Origin of the sequence: Spirosoma sp. KNUC1025 (assembly GCF_045160025.1) — a bacterium.
Classification (GTDB): domain Bacteria; phylum Bacteroidota; class Bacteroidia; order Cytophagales; family Spirosomataceae; genus Spirosoma.
Genome location: NZ_CP087139.1, coordinates 4,502,339 through 4,517,987 on the forward strand (window position 1 = coordinate 4,502,339; position 15,649 = coordinate 4,517,987).

A 15,649-nucleotide genomic window follows, 5' to 3' on the forward strand; every position below is an offset into this window, starting at 1 on the left:
TTGGGCATTGGTCAGTCGTCATTAGTCAGCATACAACAGTCATCAAATCTGCCATGAGCTATTTTTTTAATTTCCAGACCCAGATCAATCCTAGCAATACCGGCAGGAGGATATTGGCTATCCAGAGCGTCAGTGTAGCCGTCAGCAGTACCGGCGCTGGCACTGCGTCTACAGCCCCACCTACCGGCGCAAACACCCACAGGGCCGCAGCTTCCCGAACGCCTAGATCACTAAGTAGGTTAAACGCTGGCGTGATGGTTTTCACCAAAAATACCAAGCCAATACCCGACGCAGCGATGCCTGGCGGAAGAATTATTCCCACAAGCCGCATGGCGAAATAAAACTGCACCGAAAAAACAACGTATCGCAGTACGGCTACGCCAAGTGCCTGAGCAATTTCTGCGTCGGAATACATCCCCGCTACGTTCCAGTACTGGGCAAAACGATGTAAAGAAGTCCGTTTTTCAAGCCAGCTCACCAAACGACGACGTACCAGTCCAAAGACTACGCCACCACCCGAGAGAATAATCAGTATAATTAGCAGCCAGTTGCCAGTTATATTAGCCCGCTCGGGCACCAGGGTCAGATGAACCGCCCAGGCTATGGTGCCGAACACCAGGGCAACATAAAACTGCATCCCGCCCGAGACCAGCGACGCGCCGATAGCCCGTTCCCGATGGTTTCGCAGCGATAGAACCCGCCCGGCTGTATCGCCCAACTGGGCTGGTAAGGCAAAGCCAAGCGCCACTCCCGCCAATACGCCCCGGTAAGCTTCCCAGAATGGGGTGTTCTCCACTCGCCGAAGTAAAATCTGCCATTTCAACGCTTCAAATCCCCAATTGACCGGCGTGAGCAAACACAACCCGATAGCCCATCGTTCGGGATGGGGCACGACCCGGAGTTGGTTTCGAATAATTGACCAATCGAGCGGTTGTTGGCGCACTACGTAGATGATATACGCTACGAGTCCGGCAAAAACGGTACTTTTTAGCCAGAAAATGATTTTTTTATCTGATTTCAGCGACAAAACAGAGGAGAACACGTTACTTTGCAAAGAGTACAACGCCCATATTATGATTATTCCAGCCAATTCTTCCGATATCACTAAAGAGAAAATTATTCTCGGCGTAGACCCCGGCACCCAAGTAGCCGGTTACGGTATCATATCGGTGAGGTCAGGCGTGATGAGCATGGTACAGTACGGCGTCGTTCAGTTGAGCAAATATAGTACCTACCAGCTGAAGCTCCAGAAACTCCACGAAACCATCATTCGGCTGATTGAGGAATATCATCCCGACGAGATGGCCATTGAAGATCCGTTTTTCGGCAAGAACGTACAGGCTATGCTAAAGCTGGGACGGGCGCAGGGTGTTGTGATGGCCGCGGCCTTGTCGCGTAATGTACCGATTGTCGAGTATGCACCCCGACGTATCAAGCAGTCGGTAACGGGCAACGGAAACGCTACCAAAGATCAGGTTTCGCAAATGGTAGGCCACCTGTTGAAAGAGGACTTAGATCCAAAATTTTTCGATGCAACCGACGCACTGGCCATTGCGGTTTGCCATCATTTCCACGAAAATGCGTTGCCGCTGGCACCTGGCAAAAAGACCAAGAAAGGCGCATGGGGTGCTTTTGTCAGCGAAAACTCCGGCCGGATCATGTAGGCGAATATATGGCCTTACAAACTTTATGCTCTTATCTCACAGGCTGCAGATTCGTTTGCGAAGGCAACTGCTGCGTTCCTGTCCGTTCAACAACTAAGCTTTCCAGTAGTCGGTGGCTGCTAACGGCCTGACCGAGTGTTGAGACCTGAGTCGCACGCTTGTATTTCATCTGTCGATTCACCAGTCTGGTTCCCAGAATAAACAAAGCGACCAGAACCAGATAAGGAAACAGCGATTTTATGACTGCGAAGCGAAGTATGAGCGAATGATGACCTCGCCGAACGATGAAATTATAGGTCAGCAGGCACGCTCCTACACCAAGTACTTGAAAGGTAGTCATGAACAGGTTTACGGGAGAGGAAAATAACGTATCAAAACTAGCATGAGTTGACCTACTCAAAAGGGGAAATCGATATCAGGTAGTATTTGGCTGACAAGTGGTCGTTTTTGGTTTATGCGTGGTTTTGCTAACGTTTAGCTGCTTACATCCGGTACGCCAGATTATATTGCAGTGAGCCATAGACGCGATAAACCGTCAGAATACAGGTTGCGGATATAGCTTTCCCATCGTTTATAGCTGGCTTCCAGTTCAGTTTGTCGGGCGTCCACTCGGGCATATTCCGAATAACCTGCTGAGCATAGCTGGCCACACCCGGTACTTGCTGTTCGGCCGTTTGGGCGGCTTTAACCAATACTTTCACGTTTACGATCTGACCAATTTCGTTGATAGTCAGCGTGGCGGTAATTCGCCATATTCGTTCACCATCGAGTACCGCTGCCAGTTTCTGGTTCAGATACGTAGCCAGCTCCTTTGGTTTGCCGGTGAATTGAGTTGGCTGATAAAAGGGTTCGCAACGCTGCACCTCCCCTTCCAGATCGTAGCACTTACTTTGCGTAAGACGCCCTCCTTTATAAAATTCCCGGCGCTTGATCGACCCATCTTCGTAGAAAACCATAAACGGCCCCTGCAACAGATCATCCTTGTATTCACAGGTTATGTATAGCTGCCCGGTCCGGTACAGAATTTTGGTTGGCCCATACCGAACGATTCGGCTGAGGCTATCCAGCGTAAATCCGTTGGCTAGTGTCTTGGGCAATAATTTATAGGAATCAAGCCTGAACAAGGCCCCGTTTTTCTGGAGAATCCGAACCGTAAAATACTCATTATGCTTTCCGTAATACTGAATTTCTTCGTCAAAGTCGGGATGCAGTCTGCGCACTACGTTGTCGGGAATACGCTGCAACGAATCCAGTTGAGCCAGTGCGGATTGGCTGAACACGAAACAGAGCCACAGAAGGTAGAAAGCTTTCATGACACAGGCCATATGCTTCGCAAAAGCCTATTGATCCTTTATACGAAGCCGTATAGATCATAACTGTTTGACATACAAATTGGTTACCTTTCCAACCTGCATTTAAGTCCATTTTAAGGATACCCGTCGTTAGTTATGCCTACGTTTCAGCAAACCATCCACTTGCCTGCCTACTCTCGCGGCTTTCATCTGATCACCCGGACGATTGAGCGCGAGTTCAGTGAATTGCAGCAAATTCGGGTGGGCATGTTGCATGTCTTTATTCAGCACACCTCGGCTAGTCTGACCATCAACGAGAATGCCGACCCGACCGTTCGGGGTGACTTTGAGCGTTTTTTCAATAAAACGGTGCCCGAAAATGCGCCCTATTTTCAACACGATTACGAAGGGTCCGACGATATGCCTGCCCACCTGAAAGCGGCCATGCTGGGGCATTCTGTTACGATTCCGATCACAAACGGGCGTCTGAATCTGGGAACCTGGCAGGGTGTTTATCTAGGCGAGCACCGTAACGACGGCGGCCGCCGAACGCTGGTTCTGACGGCCTGGGGCGAGTAAATAAAGGAAGAAGGAAACAATCCGGATCAGTTACGCAGTGTTTCCTTCTTCCCGCTCATTCGTCTCTTAATACGTTTCGTATTCGTATGTCAAGGTCTCCACAACCTTACTATTTGTTGTTGTGATACGTTGGGTCGGGAGGTTATTACCATTGTATTGATACGAATAGGACGTGTTGCTTGGCGCAGATGCCAGTAGGTTATTACGGCTTAAATTGAGCAGATTATCGAGTCCACCATAAAAAGCGAAGTCAAGTAGCCCCCCACTGATCACATTAATCACTTTACCGGGCAGCGGAATGATGTAAACACCGTAAAATGGATTGACTTTATTATCGTACGTACTGGTTGACGTTGACGTGGTCGGAAATGCGGGGCCGCCTTTATTGATGCCTCCCGTAACAGTAAGCGAGGTTAAATTATTATCCGTAAATCCATAAGCAAATTCCTTCAGGAAGCTGATACCGATACTTTGAAGAAGCGACTGCTTGCTGCTTGTCAATATCCCATTGCTGTAGTTATAGTGTACATTGAACCAGGGGACTGGTGGTGATCCGCCCGAACCGGCATTGTTCAAATACAGGATGTTGTTGACCTGCCCCCCTGAATAGCTGTACTGATGCTTTTCAGTGTAGTTCAATGAAACGATCTCCCGTTTGTGCTCGGTCAGTAGATTCTGTGCGTCGTACTGATAAGTATTAACCTCTGCCGGAGTATTACTGGGCGCGTAGAATGTATTGATCTTGCCCAGTCGCCCCTGCGCATCGTACTCGAAGGCACTGATATTGGTCAATGAACTCACCGAGTTCACATTGCCGTCGGGCGGAATTATTTGTGTTAAGGTCTTTACACGCAGTCGACTAGGGCCCGATCCTGGCGGCACCCCCGGGATAACGTGATCCTGGCAGCCAAAAAATTCAACCGATGCAAACAGCAAACAAACAAACCAGAGTAGTAAATGGGTGGCTTTCATAGCTATTCATGAGAAAAGTATAAACAATGAACTTCACAACGCCTGTCTGAAGAATCATGGGCGTTTTAATGAGTGCAAATCAAGCCAATACCAGGGGGATTACATAGTAAATTCTACCTAATTTATTTTACGTGAATTTAGTGCCGTCAAACTGCCTGCAGGCAATTTATTAGCCTAATTTGGCACACGTATGCAGACAATTATGCTACGTTAACCAATAGTTATTGTTAACTATTGGTTAACGTAGCAGTTGCCATACTGCTGCGGTGCTGGTTACGGGCAACTGGCACGCCCGATTGTAGCAGACATAAACAGCCGTCTGTCCGTCGATTGGCCCTCGCTGTTGCAGAAGCGGCAAGTTGCCAATAGCTGTAGTGCCGCAAAGAACTTTATTGGGATAGAATTCGGTATCCAGTTCAGACCGATACGCTTCAGCTTCCGGTCCAACGATAGCGATTTCGGCGGTGGGACGTACCCGTAGCGCAAACAACGCGGCCCAGTTTGTCAGGTAATCGGCATTCTGCTGAACAAGTGGCTGTATACGCCCCAGCATCTGATCGACGCGTTCGGCATAGGCTGGCCGCTCAAGCAGTAAGCTCAATACGTAGAGGTTTTCTGCCATCATCGAATTCGATGACGGTACAACATTATCAAACAGTTCTTTACGTCGGGCAATGAGTTCCTCCGCATTTTTGTCGGTGAAGAAAAACATAGGGTCGGGGCCAGTTTCATACTCGGCCGTATCCGCGAAATTAGTCAGAACGTACTGGGTTAACTGGTCAGCTTCGGTTAGCCAGCTCTCCGTAAAGGTTGCCTGATAGAGCGCCAGCAAACCGTCGATCACAGCGGCATAATCCTCAAGAAATCCAGCCTGTCGGGCACGACCCGCTTTATAAGAATGCCACAAACGCCCGTTCCGGCTATCGCGCATTTTATTCAACAGAAAAAAAGCCAGGCGCAAGGCAATTGACAAAAAATCCGGCTCACCAAAAACCCGGTAGGCCGTTGCCAACCCTTTTAGCATCAGGCCATTCCAGGAACACAGAATTTTATCGTCCAGGCCGGGTCGGATACGCTCAGTCCGTAACCGCAGGAGTCGGACATGAGTAGCATCCAGCCGTACATTCAGGTCGTCCAACGACCAGCCCATGCGTTCGGCAAAGGCTTCGTCACGTTCGGTCCGATGAAGAATGTTACGGCCATGTTCCCAGTTTCCAGTATCGCTGAGGCTATATAACTCGCCAAACCACTCGTAATCAGCACCTAACGCATCTTTTAATTCGGGCGTTGTAAACGTATAGAACTTCCCTTCGACGCCTTCACTATCGGCATCGAGAGCGGAGTAAAATCCACCTTCGGGGCTTAGCAATTCACGCTGTGCAAAGTCAATAGTCTGATAAACAATGTGTTTGTATAGTGGGCTTTTTGTCAGGCTGTAGGCTTCACTGTATAAAGTCAGGAGTTGACCATTGTCGTACAGCATCTTTTCGAAGTGAGGGGCAAACCAGTCTACGTCAGTCGAGTAACGAGCAAATCCACCCCCTAGCTGATCATAAATACCACCGAGCGCCATCCGATCTAGGGTCACCCTTACCTGATGCAGGGCAGGCGCATTGCCCACCAGATCGGGCGTACCTGGCCTGGCAAGGGTTGTATCGTAGTAACGTAGTAAAAACCGCCAGATACCCGGCATCGGAAACTTCGGCGACCGGCGCATGCCTCCTTTTTCGTCATCCGCTTTGACGGCCACTTTTCGATAAAAAATATCCAGGATTTCAGGCGAAAACAGGGGATCGTTCTGAACCAGGCCGTACCGTTCGGCATCCGTCAGGTTTAATTCCCGCGCAAACCCTTCTGCCGACTGCACCAGATCATTGCGGTGCTCTTCAAACGCGGCCTGAATACTGTACAGTAAGTTGACCCAGTTTTTGGTCGGTACATACGTAACGCCGTAGAATGGTTTGGCATCAGGCATCAGAAATACGTTGAGCGGCCAGCCTCCCTGCACCCCCATCGCCTGCACCGAATCCATGTAGATTGCATCCACATCCGGACGTTCTTCCCGGTCAACCTTTATGCAGACGAAATGCTCGTTCATAACGCGCGCTACGTCGATCTTCTCAAATGATTCGCGCTCCATGACATGGCACCAGTGGCAGGCCGAATACCCAATACTCACCAGAATCGGTTTATCTTCCTCAACGGCTTTTGTGAGCGCTTCGTCTCCCCACGCATACCAGTCGACCGGATTATTCGCATGTTGAAGCAGGTAAGGGCTGGTTTCGTATTGCAGTTGGTTGGGCATATTTTGTCAGAAAGTCATTGGTCATTAGGCATTGGCCATTAAATAACGTAGCAGCTAACTAATGACCAGTGACTACTACAAATGACCAATGACGGCTAATGACTAATGACTATTTTTTTTGTTTGAATCCGGTTTTCGTTTTGAATCCGGAGAACGTATAACCCGGCAGCTAAACTGGCTACGTCCAGCGTTTCGATTTTGCTGGTGGCTGCTTTTCTAACGACGGATTGCCCTTGTGTGTTCAGTAAATCGATGGTGGTCGACGCGGGGGGTAGCTGATCAAACGTTAGCGACAGTATGTTTTGCGCCGGATTGGGCGATGCTGTTACGTTGGGCAGGGCTGGTTCGGTGGCCGTTACGTTGCCCATGTCGAAGCGGCACAGATAAACCTCCCGCCCGGTCAGTTCGATGGTCTGTTGCCAGGTTTTGTAGTTAACAGTCAGGCTTGTTTTCTGCCCATCGGCCGCATAAGAATTTTGAGCCGCAATCAATATACTATTCCCGTTGGCAACGCCCCGCCAAACTGGCAACTGTTTGTCCATCAGGTCACGCGCCGATGTTTCGATTACCAGCTCATAATTTCCCTGAAACATATCGGCAAACTGAGACAGCCGAAATAAACCGTGCGTAAAGTGTTCGTAAGCTGCATAGACATCGTTTCGATCGGTGCCAAGCGTTGGATTTTCCCAAAGCCATAACCCGGCGGCTCCTGAGAAAAACGGAAAAATAGCCGTTGCTTCGGCCATAAACGGCTGGATGAACTGAAGTCCACTGCTCGAACTGTCGTGATAACGCATCCAGATCCAGGGCACTACGGGTTTATTGCTCCAGGCCCGGTTAACTTCCACCTGAAATAATAAATACGGTAAGTAATCCTGCGCCAGTGGGTTGGGGTAATCGTAGAAATAATAGGCAGACGGCGAAAGGGCATCCAGTTGCTCATAATACGGCCCACCAATACCTGTACCGTTGACGTCCTGAACCAGATAGTTTGTCAGATTGAGTTTGGTTGTCCAGTCGGCCCAGCTAAAAGTTGGTACGTTGAGGTATGTATTCAGCACCGGCGTATCGGCATAGCTGCTCACCGTGACGCCCGTAAGATCAGCGTGCTGACGGATGTAGCGAAGTCCTTCAGCATACAGGTTTCGCATATCCTTTTTGTACATCGCAACGAAGTCAGCATCTGCCAAGTTGCGGTAAATAACGGGAATGCGCCCATCCTGTTTGAGCCGCAAAATTCGCGTATCCGTTTCCTGAATCCGTTCGATATCCAGCGCCAATCGACCAATAGACAGTATGTACTTCCCGGAAGCGTTTTTCTGCCCGTTAGAAAGTCCTGCCAGAAACCCGTCCCATTTGGCGTAGTAAGCGTTCATATCGTTTTCCCAGGGGCTCTCCAGAGTTTCCCACGGCTGATTTAAGCCCGTTGCAAAGCCATAGTATACCACAGCCTGTTGCCTGGCCTGCACCATACCTCCCTCGTTGGGTTGTATGCTTACCAGATGACTAAAGCCATGACGTAACGGACTGGCCTGATTGTCATTGAATCGGGGACCGCCGTAGATAACCGGAAATGGAAATGTAAAATCCGGAAACTTGCTCCATTCAATCTGATTGGGCTGACTAACCGGCGAAAACGTAAGGCGGGTAGCGCATTGTTGCTGAGCTATTGCCCCATGATAACGGGTCAGTAACAGCGCCGTTACCGACAGGAAGAATAAGCCGAAAGGAACGCGCATTGCTTGAAGTTTCGGTAAAACTACGGAATTTAGGGGCTTGATACGGCCCATCCACTAAACGAATAACGAATCGTTTGTCGTTACTATGCCAAATACAAACTTTATGAAAAAGACTTTTCGGGTGCTGAATACCCTGCAATTTTTACTCATTGTCAGCCTCTTTTTAAGCGTTTTAACGGGTTGTAAAAAGGACGATGGCAACACGCCAACGCCCACAACCTCTTCACAAACCGATTTATTGGTGGCAAACAACTGGCGGGTTAGTGGCATAACCACGCCTGAAGGGCAGGACATCAACAAAAGTCGGCTCAATTTAGCAACACAGATTCTGTTTGATCTGAACATGCAGTTCCGGAATAATGGCACGGTCCGTGCCCTTGACCCAAAGCAATCCAATTCCGTCATCAATGGCGGCACCTGGTCGTTGGCCACCGACAACCAGTCGATTGATGTTGACGTCAGCGGTTTTAAAGGCAATTTCCCCATTGTTCAGTTAACTAAATCCAAGCTTATTCTCCGTCAGCGCGCTCCCGTCGATGGAAAAGATGCCGACATCAATCTGGTTTTCGATGCGGTTTTATAAATGATTGAATGATTGAGTTGATGAATGATTGAATGAAACTTTAAACATCAGCAATTCAATCATTCATCAACTCAATCATTATGGAATTCGAAACAGAACCGGGCTTTTTTGTGCGGGGAGATGCGTGGGGCAATCCGGCTAACCCGCCGGTCCTGCTATTGCATGGGGGTGGCCAAACCCGCCACTCCTGGGGCGATACGGCTCAAGTGCTCGCCGATGCGGGTTGGTACGCCATCGCGCTGGATGCACGTGGTCATGGCGATAGTGACTGGTCGCTCGAAAGCCATTACAGCTTAGATTATCTGGCCAGTGATCTGCGTTCGGTGGCTAGTCAACTCTCGCAAAAGCCAGCGCTGGTTGGTGCCTCAATGGGTGGCATGACCGCCCTGATCGCAGAAGGCGAACGACCGCCCGATACTGAATCCATCTGCACCGCTATCGTACTGGTCGATATCGCGCCACGTACCGAGCAAAAAGGCATCGAACGAATTTTCGCTTTCATGAGTGGCAATCTGAACGGATTCGCCAGTCTGGATGAAGCCGCTGAGGCTGTGGCGGCTTACCTCCCCCATCGCCCGCGCCCATCTGACCATAGCCGACTCGAAAAAAATTTACGGCTGCGGGAAGGTCCAACCGGTGCGTTACGCTACTACTGGCACTGGGACCCAAAGATGCTGGCTTTATGGAGGCAGAACACCGGCCCTTTGCAACAAACCCGCAACGAAGAGCGCCTGTATCAGGCCGCCCATGCCCTTAGTGTTCCGACGCTTATCGTTCGGGGTGGCATGAGCGACGTAGTAAGTGATAAAATTGTAGCCGAATTTCTGGATGCGGTCCCGCACGTCCGAAGTGTGAACGTAGCCGAGGCCGGGCATATGGTTGCCGGCGATTCAAATCATGCGTTTACCCGAGCGGTTATTGAGTTTTTGACTAATATTGAATGATTGAGTGATAAAATGATTGAATAGCTTGATTGTCAGCCCTGATCCTATTCAATCATTCTGTCACTCAATCATTCAATCATTTCTCCATGAAGAACAACCCCCGTACCCTGACCGCCTGGACGATTTATGACTGGGCCAATTCTGTGCACTCGCTGGTCATCGTATCCAGTATTTTTCCGGTTTACTTTTCGGCTACGGCCCTCAATGAATCGGGCGGAACAACCATTAATTTTTTGGGTTTATCCATCAAAAACTCGGTTCTTTTTTCTTACACCATTTCGGCAGCATTCCTGTTTACCGCGCTTCTATCGCCAATCTGTACGGCCATCGCCGATTACAGCGGTCGAAAAAAAGCGTTTATGAAAGCGTTTTGCTATACGGGCTCCATCAGTTGCAGCCTGTTGTATTTCTTTACCCAGGAGACTACTACGTTTGCCATTATCTGCTTCTGGCTCAGCTTGATCGGCTGGAGCGGCAGTATTGTTTTTTATAATTCGTACCTGCCCGACATCGCTACGGAAGATCAATACGACCGGGTCAGTGCGCGCGGGTTTTCGATGGGTTATATCGGGAGCGTACTGCTCATGGTATTTAATTTACTGGTGATTCTCAAACGGGAGTGGTTTGGCAATACATCCGAAGCCATGGCCTCTCGAATCGCGTTTCTGACCGTCGGTGTATGGTGGATAGGTTTCGCTCAGATACCCTTTAACCGGCTGCCCGATGGCGTAAAAAAAACGACGGCTAAAACCGGCAACTATCTGCTGAATGGCTTTAAGGAATTGCGCTACGTATGGGCCGATTTACAGGAACGTCCTTTAGCCAAGCGGTTTCTCGTTGCTTTTTTTGTGTACAACATGGCGGTGCAAACGGTAATGTACGTAGCGACCATTTTCGGCAGCGACGAGTTGAAACTACCCGGTCAGAGCCTAATTATCACCATCCTGCTAATTCAGTTAGTGGCGATTCCGGGGGCATACGGCTTTTCCCGCTTATCCGAACGACTGGGTAATACCTACGCTTTGATGACGGCAGTGGTTATCTGGATTGGCGTTTGTGCGGCTGCCTACTTCGTGCAAACAGAGTCGCAGTTTTTTATTCTGGCAGGGGTTGTAGGTCTGGTCATGGGCGGTATTCAGTCGCTATCGCGTTCGACTTATTCCAAGCTTATTCCGGCCACAACCGATACGGCTTCGTATTTCAGCTTTTACGACGTAACGGAAAAAACGTCGATTGTTTTCGGTACGTTGGTGTATGGGCTGATTGAGCAACTTACGGGTAGTATGCGCAACAGTGTTCTGGCGCTGCTGGCTTTATTCGTGCTGGGTTTTGTGCTGTTGTGGCGAATTCCGTCGCAAAAAATTTACCGTGCTCATTTGGAAACAGAGGAAGTTTTGTAAGTTTGCAACCCCGGAGCGAATGAAGAGTGGGTACTATAAACTGACTAATACCATGAGCCGGGTCATCAATTATTCAGTACTCATTGACTAGTATTCATTAAAAAAGGAGGTTAGCTCAGTTGGTTCAGAGCGCTGCTTTGACAGAGCAGAGGTCAGCGGTTCGAGCCCGCTACTTCCTACAGAAAGGACAGACCACGTATCGACGGCGTCTGTCCTTTTTTATTTCCAACGCTAAGTCAGCAAGGCATTCCGCTCCTGTAGTAGGTCAACATGGTCACTCCTGACCGTATAATCATCCACGAAGCGGCTTGTTACGTCTACGTTGATTAGTTTCATTAGCGAGTCTGCTTTTACTGCCAGACCACTCAGGCTATACCTTAACCCCGACAAGCTAATGAAAACCACACGCAGGCATTTTTTGCGCAAATCAGCTGTTGCCGCTACAGGCGCAGGCTTAATCAGTCTCCCGACGCTGGAAGCGATTGCCAGTCAGCGAAAACGAATTTCTCCCAACGACAAACTTCAACTCGGCGTAATTGGCTGCAACGGTATGGGCTGGTCGGACCTCCGCTCCCATCTGCTCCTGAGCGATGTAGAGTGCGTTGGGGTTGCCGATGTTGATCAGAGCGTACTCGACAAGCGAGCAACTGACGTTGAAACCATCCAGCACAAACGGCCCCAGCTTTTCAAGGATTACCGTAAAATGCTGGAAAACAAAGACATCGACGCTGTTATTATTGGTACGCCCGACCATTGGCACTGCATGGCCATGACTGATGCGGTGTCGGCCGGAAAACACGTATACTGCGAAAAACCGCTAGCCAACAGCATTGAGGAGTGTAACCTGATGCTGTCCGCAGCCCGCAAATCCAACAAACTCGTACAGGTAGGGCAATGGCAACGTAGCGGTTCACATTATGCCAAAGCCATCGAGTACGTCAGGTCGGGCAAACTGGGCAACATTCGTCTGGTGAAAGTCTGGGCGTATCAGGGCTGGATGAACCCCGTTCCGGTTCGTCCCGATAGTGCCCCACCGGCTGGCGTCGACTACGATATGTGGCTTGGTCCCGCTCCCAAACGGGCCTTCAATCCCAATCGTTTCCATTTCAATTTCCGCTGGTTCTGGGATTACGCGGGTGGATTGATGACCGACTGGGGTGTCCATGAAATCGACATTGCGCTTTACGCCATGAATGCCAAAGCGCCCAAATCAGTCATGGCTTCGGGCGGAAAACTTGCCTATCCCGATGATGCTTCTGAAACACCCGATACGTTACAGGCTGTGTATGAATATGAGGGCTTTAACATGCTCTGGGAACATGCCACCGGGATCGATGGCGGTAACTATGGCCGAACGGAAGGCATTGCGTTTATCGGGAACAACGCAACGCTGGTACTCAACCGCGACGGCTGGGAACTGCTACCCGAAACAGAAACCAAAAATGGCATCAAAGTCTACAAAGTCGAAGACATCCCAAAGCAGGCACGTAACGGCGATTACCTCAACGAACACACCAAAAACTTTGTGCAGGCCATCAAAGCCAATGATGCCAGTATGCTGAAGTGCGGTATCGAAACGGGAAGCATTGCCGCCATAAACGCGCATATGGGCAATATCGCCTATAAAACCGGACGCAAGGTCTATTGGGATGCTGCCGCTAAAGGTTTCAAGAACGACCCGCAGGCCAATGCGCTCATTGCAGCTCATTACCATAACGGCTGGAAACTGCCTGTCGTTTAACGGCATCATGACCCTGTGGTGCGTATGGCAGTTAATACTGGCCATACGTACCATAGGAGACAAGCAATCTTCAAGGCAATTCTCTTTTATTTTGACGGGGCACTACGTCCTGAATTCCTGTTAAGCACAGCCCCTACTCAGCGATTCTCTACGTTTGGCGCAGGCAGAAAGACATTAACCGCCGGGTGCATGGTATAAAGCCGATACTGCTGCCCATCGTTGACTAAAATCCCGCTGGATCTGTTCCCGCCTACGATTGGGTTACCGGCATATTTCGTCCAGTGAATCAGGTCTTTCGAGACAGCTGCATTGGTCGACCAGTCGTGCCAGTCGGCAAATCCGGATGCATGATAATAGGCGTAGTAGAGTCCTTTGTACTTAATAACCTGATTCATCGCAACGGCATATCGGTCATAGTCCATTGGTCCTTTCTCCAGAACGGGTTCGTCCTGCACGTTCGTCCAGACATTCAGGTCTTTTGACGTAGCCAGCCAGATGGCATGATCTCTACGCTCGTAGAACAGGTACCAGGTATCACCCTCTTTCCAGGCTGTTGGCGTACCGTAAGGCCCTTTGGTTAAGGGTTGCCCGTTGACATATCGGACATCGAGCGGCCCTTTCTCCTGCCAGTTTATACGGTCGGTCGAGGTCAGCAGATGTGCTATATCTTCTTTTCCCTCGGCAAACATATAATACGTATTGCCGTCTTTGACCACGTTCATATCTTCTACCCAGCTTGTGGTAAGAATTGGATTGCCTTTATACCGTGTCCAGTTATAGCCATCCGACGACGTAGCATAACCCAGGTATTTATTCTTGTCGAGTCCATCCTTAAAGCCGGTATACCATAGATGATACGTATCACCCTCCCGCAGAATATAGCCTCGCTCCCGAATTTTCTGATCCCAGGTATCGGTTCCCGTACCCGTAAAAATCGGATTGGTTTTGTAGGGCACAAACCGGACGAGTTCAGTCGGGAATACAGGATTGTCTTGCGGTTGAAGAGATGGCGTATCCAGCATTAGCCCGTTTCCGACAAACAGACAAGACAGCAGCAGGGCAAGAAACGTAAGGGTTGCGTTCACGTTCAGCGTTGGATTATACTGTATTAAGGATTCATTTTCAGATACAGGTCTTCAACCTTCTGGCGCGCCCAGGGCGTTTTACGCAAAAACGTCAGGCTAGATTTAATGCTTGGATTATCGGTAAAACAGCGAATATTGATTCGTTGCCCCAGTTCACGCCAGCCGTAATGCGTTACCAGCTCGGTCAAAATTACTTCGAGAGTTTTACCATGCAGGGGATTATTAGGCTGAGAATTGATCATACGAACAAAAACTGTGGGCTCAAAAACTGGTAATCGCAAGTTATCAATTTTGGCTCTATTTTTACAGGAAGGGCATCCGTTGCCAAAAACATTGACTCAGAAAGTCCGTTCATTAAATATATGCCGGCTGCTTATACCAAACGATTCGGTCTGTTTCGCAATTCAGCGGTTCAGCGCGAATTACGAACGCTCGACCCCGCCCGCGACCACCAGCGGATGGTGTATCTGCTGACGGCCTATGAATTTCCGTTCGATATTACGCGGGCGCTTGAACTGGCGTTATTTCATACGTATGCCAGTCCGCGCGTGTCGGGTCTGCTGGTACGTACCGGCGAGTTTGAGCACCACGGCCAGAAACGCTATGACGATACCAGTCGATTGATTGCGGAGTTTATGGAATCGGGGTACGACAGCGAAAAAGGACAACGCGCCATTGCCCACATGAACCATATTCACGGGCATTACCGCATCGATAACGCCGATTTTCTGTTTGTGCTGGCTACGTTTGTTTTTTACCCGATAGACTGGATCAATCGCTATGGATGGCGACAGTTAACTCAATCGGAGGAGCAGGCTCTTTTTTATTTCTTTCGGGAAGTGGGCCAGCGTATGCATCTTCATAGTTTACCCAATACCCTGGCTGAGCTTCGCACCTTTTCTGAAAACTACGAAGAGAAGCACTTCCGGTTCACGGAAAGTAACCGACGGATTGCCGATGCTACGGTCAAGATTGTGCAGGGCTGGTTTCCCCGGTTTCTGCATCCGTTGGTACGTCCAACCTTTTCTGCATTGATCCAGGACAAATTGCGGACCGCTTTTGGCTACCAGCGTCCACCTAGCTGGTTTATTGCCATGGCAGAAGGGGCTTTATGGATTCGGAAATGGCCGCTACGCTGGCTGACTTTCAAACCGTATCCCTCACTGATCGAGCAGACCAAATTTCGGTATTACCCAGCCGGACCACCCGATATTGAGGCTGTTGGCCCGGCACATCTTCGCAAAGAGCCGAGCTCTGAACCGTAATGCTACGTAGTAAGATGGTTAAAAAAAATAATTGACTTTTTTCAAACAACTGCCTGACCGATCCCGTTATATAGTTGTCT

The 15,649-nt window shown here is 49.5% G+C and carries 15 protein-coding genes and 1 tRNA gene; 8 read left to right on the forward strand and 8 right to left on the reverse strand.

Features of this window, described 5'->3' with window-relative positions:
* Positions 1 to 58: 58 nt before the first annotated feature.
* Positions 59 to 1,027: a lysylphosphatidylglycerol synthase transmembrane domain-containing protein gene (locus LN737_RS19770; protein WP_405511551.1), complete on the reverse strand. Its 969-nt coding sequence runs from the start codon at positions 1,025 to 1,027 to the stop codon at positions 59 to 61.
* A 46-nt stretch (positions 1,028 to 1,073) separates the two neighbouring features.
* On the opposite strand from LN737_RS19770, the gene ruvC reads away from it, so the two are divergent.
* Positions 1,074 to 1,664 carry a crossover junction endodeoxyribonuclease RuvC gene (gene ruvC / locus LN737_RS19775; protein ID WP_405520465.1) on the forward strand — a complete coding sequence of 197 codons (591 nt, stop codon included), beginning with the start codon at positions 1,074 to 1,076 and terminating at the stop codon, positions 1,662 to 1,664.
* Positions 1,665 to 1,695: 31 nt separating this feature from the next.
* Here ruvC and LN737_RS19780 read toward each other — a convergent pair whose 3' ends face one another.
* Both LN737_RS19780 and LN737_RS19785 read right to left on the reverse strand, forming a co-directional pair.
* A complete protein-coding gene (locus LN737_RS19780; RefSeq protein WP_405511552.1) occupies positions 1,696 to 2,004 on the reverse strand; it encodes a hypothetical protein in 309 nt (102 codons plus the stop codon).
* Positions 2,005 to 2,146: 142 nt separating this feature from the next.
* Positions 2,147 to 2,977 carry a toxin-antitoxin system YwqK family antitoxin gene (locus LN737_RS19785; RefSeq protein WP_405511553.1) on the reverse strand — a complete coding sequence of 277 codons (831 nt, stop codon included), beginning with the start codon at positions 2,975 to 2,977 and terminating at the stop codon, positions 2,147 to 2,149.
* A gap of 135 nt (positions 2,978 to 3,112) precedes the next feature.
* Here LN737_RS19785 and LN737_RS19790 point away from each other — a divergent pair, with 135 nt between their 5' ends.
* Complete coding sequence (locus LN737_RS19790; protein ID WP_405511554.1) at positions 3,113 to 3,535, forward strand: secondary thiamine-phosphate synthase enzyme YjbQ; 423 nt, start codon at positions 3,113 to 3,115, stop codon at positions 3,533 to 3,535.
* A 66-nt stretch (positions 3,536 to 3,601) separates the two neighbouring features.
* Here the strand turns inward: LN737_RS19790 and LN737_RS19795 are convergent, their stop codons facing one another.
* The 3 genes from LN737_RS19795 to LN737_RS19805 all read right to left on the reverse strand — a co-directional run bounded on the left by LN737_RS19795 (position 3,602) and on the right by LN737_RS19805 (position 8,551).
* Positions 3,602 to 4,507 (reverse strand): hypothetical protein, encoded by a 906-nt coding sequence (locus tag LN737_RS19795; protein WP_405511555.1) that lies wholly within the window; start codon positions 4,505 to 4,507, stop codon positions 3,602 to 3,604.
* Between the two features lie 238 nt (positions 4,508 to 4,745).
* The gene (locus LN737_RS19800) at positions 4,746 to 6,812 is read right to left on the reverse strand and encodes a thioredoxin domain-containing protein (protein ID WP_405511556.1); all 2,067 of its coding nucleotides are present in this window, start codon (positions 6,810 to 6,812) and stop codon (positions 4,746 to 4,748) included.
* 95 nt (positions 6,813 to 6,907) lie between these two features.
* Positions 6,908 to 8,551, reverse strand: coding sequence for a T9SS type A sorting domain-containing protein (locus LN737_RS19805; protein WP_405511557.1), 1,644 nt, complete (start codon positions 8,549 to 8,551; stop codon positions 6,908 to 6,910).
* A 103-nt stretch (positions 8,552 to 8,654) separates the two neighbouring features.
* Between LN737_RS19805 and LN737_RS19810 the strand changes: the two genes are divergently transcribed.
* The 5 genes from LN737_RS19810 to LN737_RS19830 all read left to right on the forward strand — a co-directional run bounded on the left by LN737_RS19810 (position 8,655) and on the right by LN737_RS19830 (position 13,219).
* Positions 8,655 to 9,134, forward strand: a complete 480-nt coding sequence (locus tag LN737_RS19810) for a hypothetical protein (RefSeq protein ID WP_405511558.1) — start codon at positions 8,655 to 8,657, stop codon at positions 9,132 to 9,134.
* An 80-nt stretch (positions 9,135 to 9,214) separates the two neighbouring features.
* Positions 9,215 to 10,078, forward strand: coding sequence for an alpha/beta fold hydrolase (locus LN737_RS19815; RefSeq protein ID WP_405511559.1), 864 nt, complete (start codon positions 9,215 to 9,217; stop codon positions 10,076 to 10,078).
* A gap of 86 nt (positions 10,079 to 10,164) precedes the next feature.
* Positions 10,165 to 11,478 carry an MFS transporter gene (locus LN737_RS19820; RefSeq protein ID WP_405511560.1) on the forward strand — a complete coding sequence of 438 codons (1,314 nt, stop codon included), beginning with the start codon at positions 10,165 to 10,167 and terminating at the stop codon, positions 11,476 to 11,478.
* A 104-nt stretch (positions 11,479 to 11,582) separates the two neighbouring features.
* Positions 11,583 to 11,657 (forward strand) — tRNA-Val (locus LN737_RS19825).
* A gap of 215 nt (positions 11,658 to 11,872) precedes the next feature.
* Positions 11,873 to 13,219: a Gfo/Idh/MocA family protein gene (locus tag LN737_RS19830; RefSeq protein ID WP_405511561.1), complete on the forward strand. Its 1,347-nt coding sequence runs from the start codon at positions 11,873 to 11,875 to the stop codon at positions 13,217 to 13,219.
* A gap of 137 nt (positions 13,220 to 13,356) precedes the next feature.
* On the opposite strand, the gene LN737_RS19835 is transcribed toward LN737_RS19830, so the two are convergent.
* Both LN737_RS19835 and LN737_RS19840 read right to left on the reverse strand, forming a co-directional pair.
* The gene (locus LN737_RS19835) at positions 13,357 to 14,304 is read right to left on the reverse strand and encodes a glycosylase (RefSeq protein ID WP_405511562.1); all 948 of its coding nucleotides are present in this window, start codon (positions 14,302 to 14,304) and stop codon (positions 13,357 to 13,359) included.
* A gap of 23 nt (positions 14,305 to 14,327) precedes the next feature.
* Entirely contained in the window at positions 14,328 to 14,546 is a 219-nt protein-coding gene (locus LN737_RS19840) for a VF530 family DNA-binding protein (RefSeq protein ID WP_405511563.1), read from the reverse strand.
* 120 nt (positions 14,547 to 14,666) lie between these two features.
* On the opposite strand from LN737_RS19840, the gene LN737_RS19845 reads away from it, so the two are divergent.
* Positions 14,667 to 15,569 carry an oxygenase MpaB family protein gene (locus LN737_RS19845; protein ID WP_405511564.1) on the forward strand — a complete coding sequence of 301 codons (903 nt, stop codon included), beginning with the start codon at positions 14,667 to 14,669 and terminating at the stop codon, positions 15,567 to 15,569.
* Positions 15,570 to 15,649: the final 80 nt, after the last annotated feature.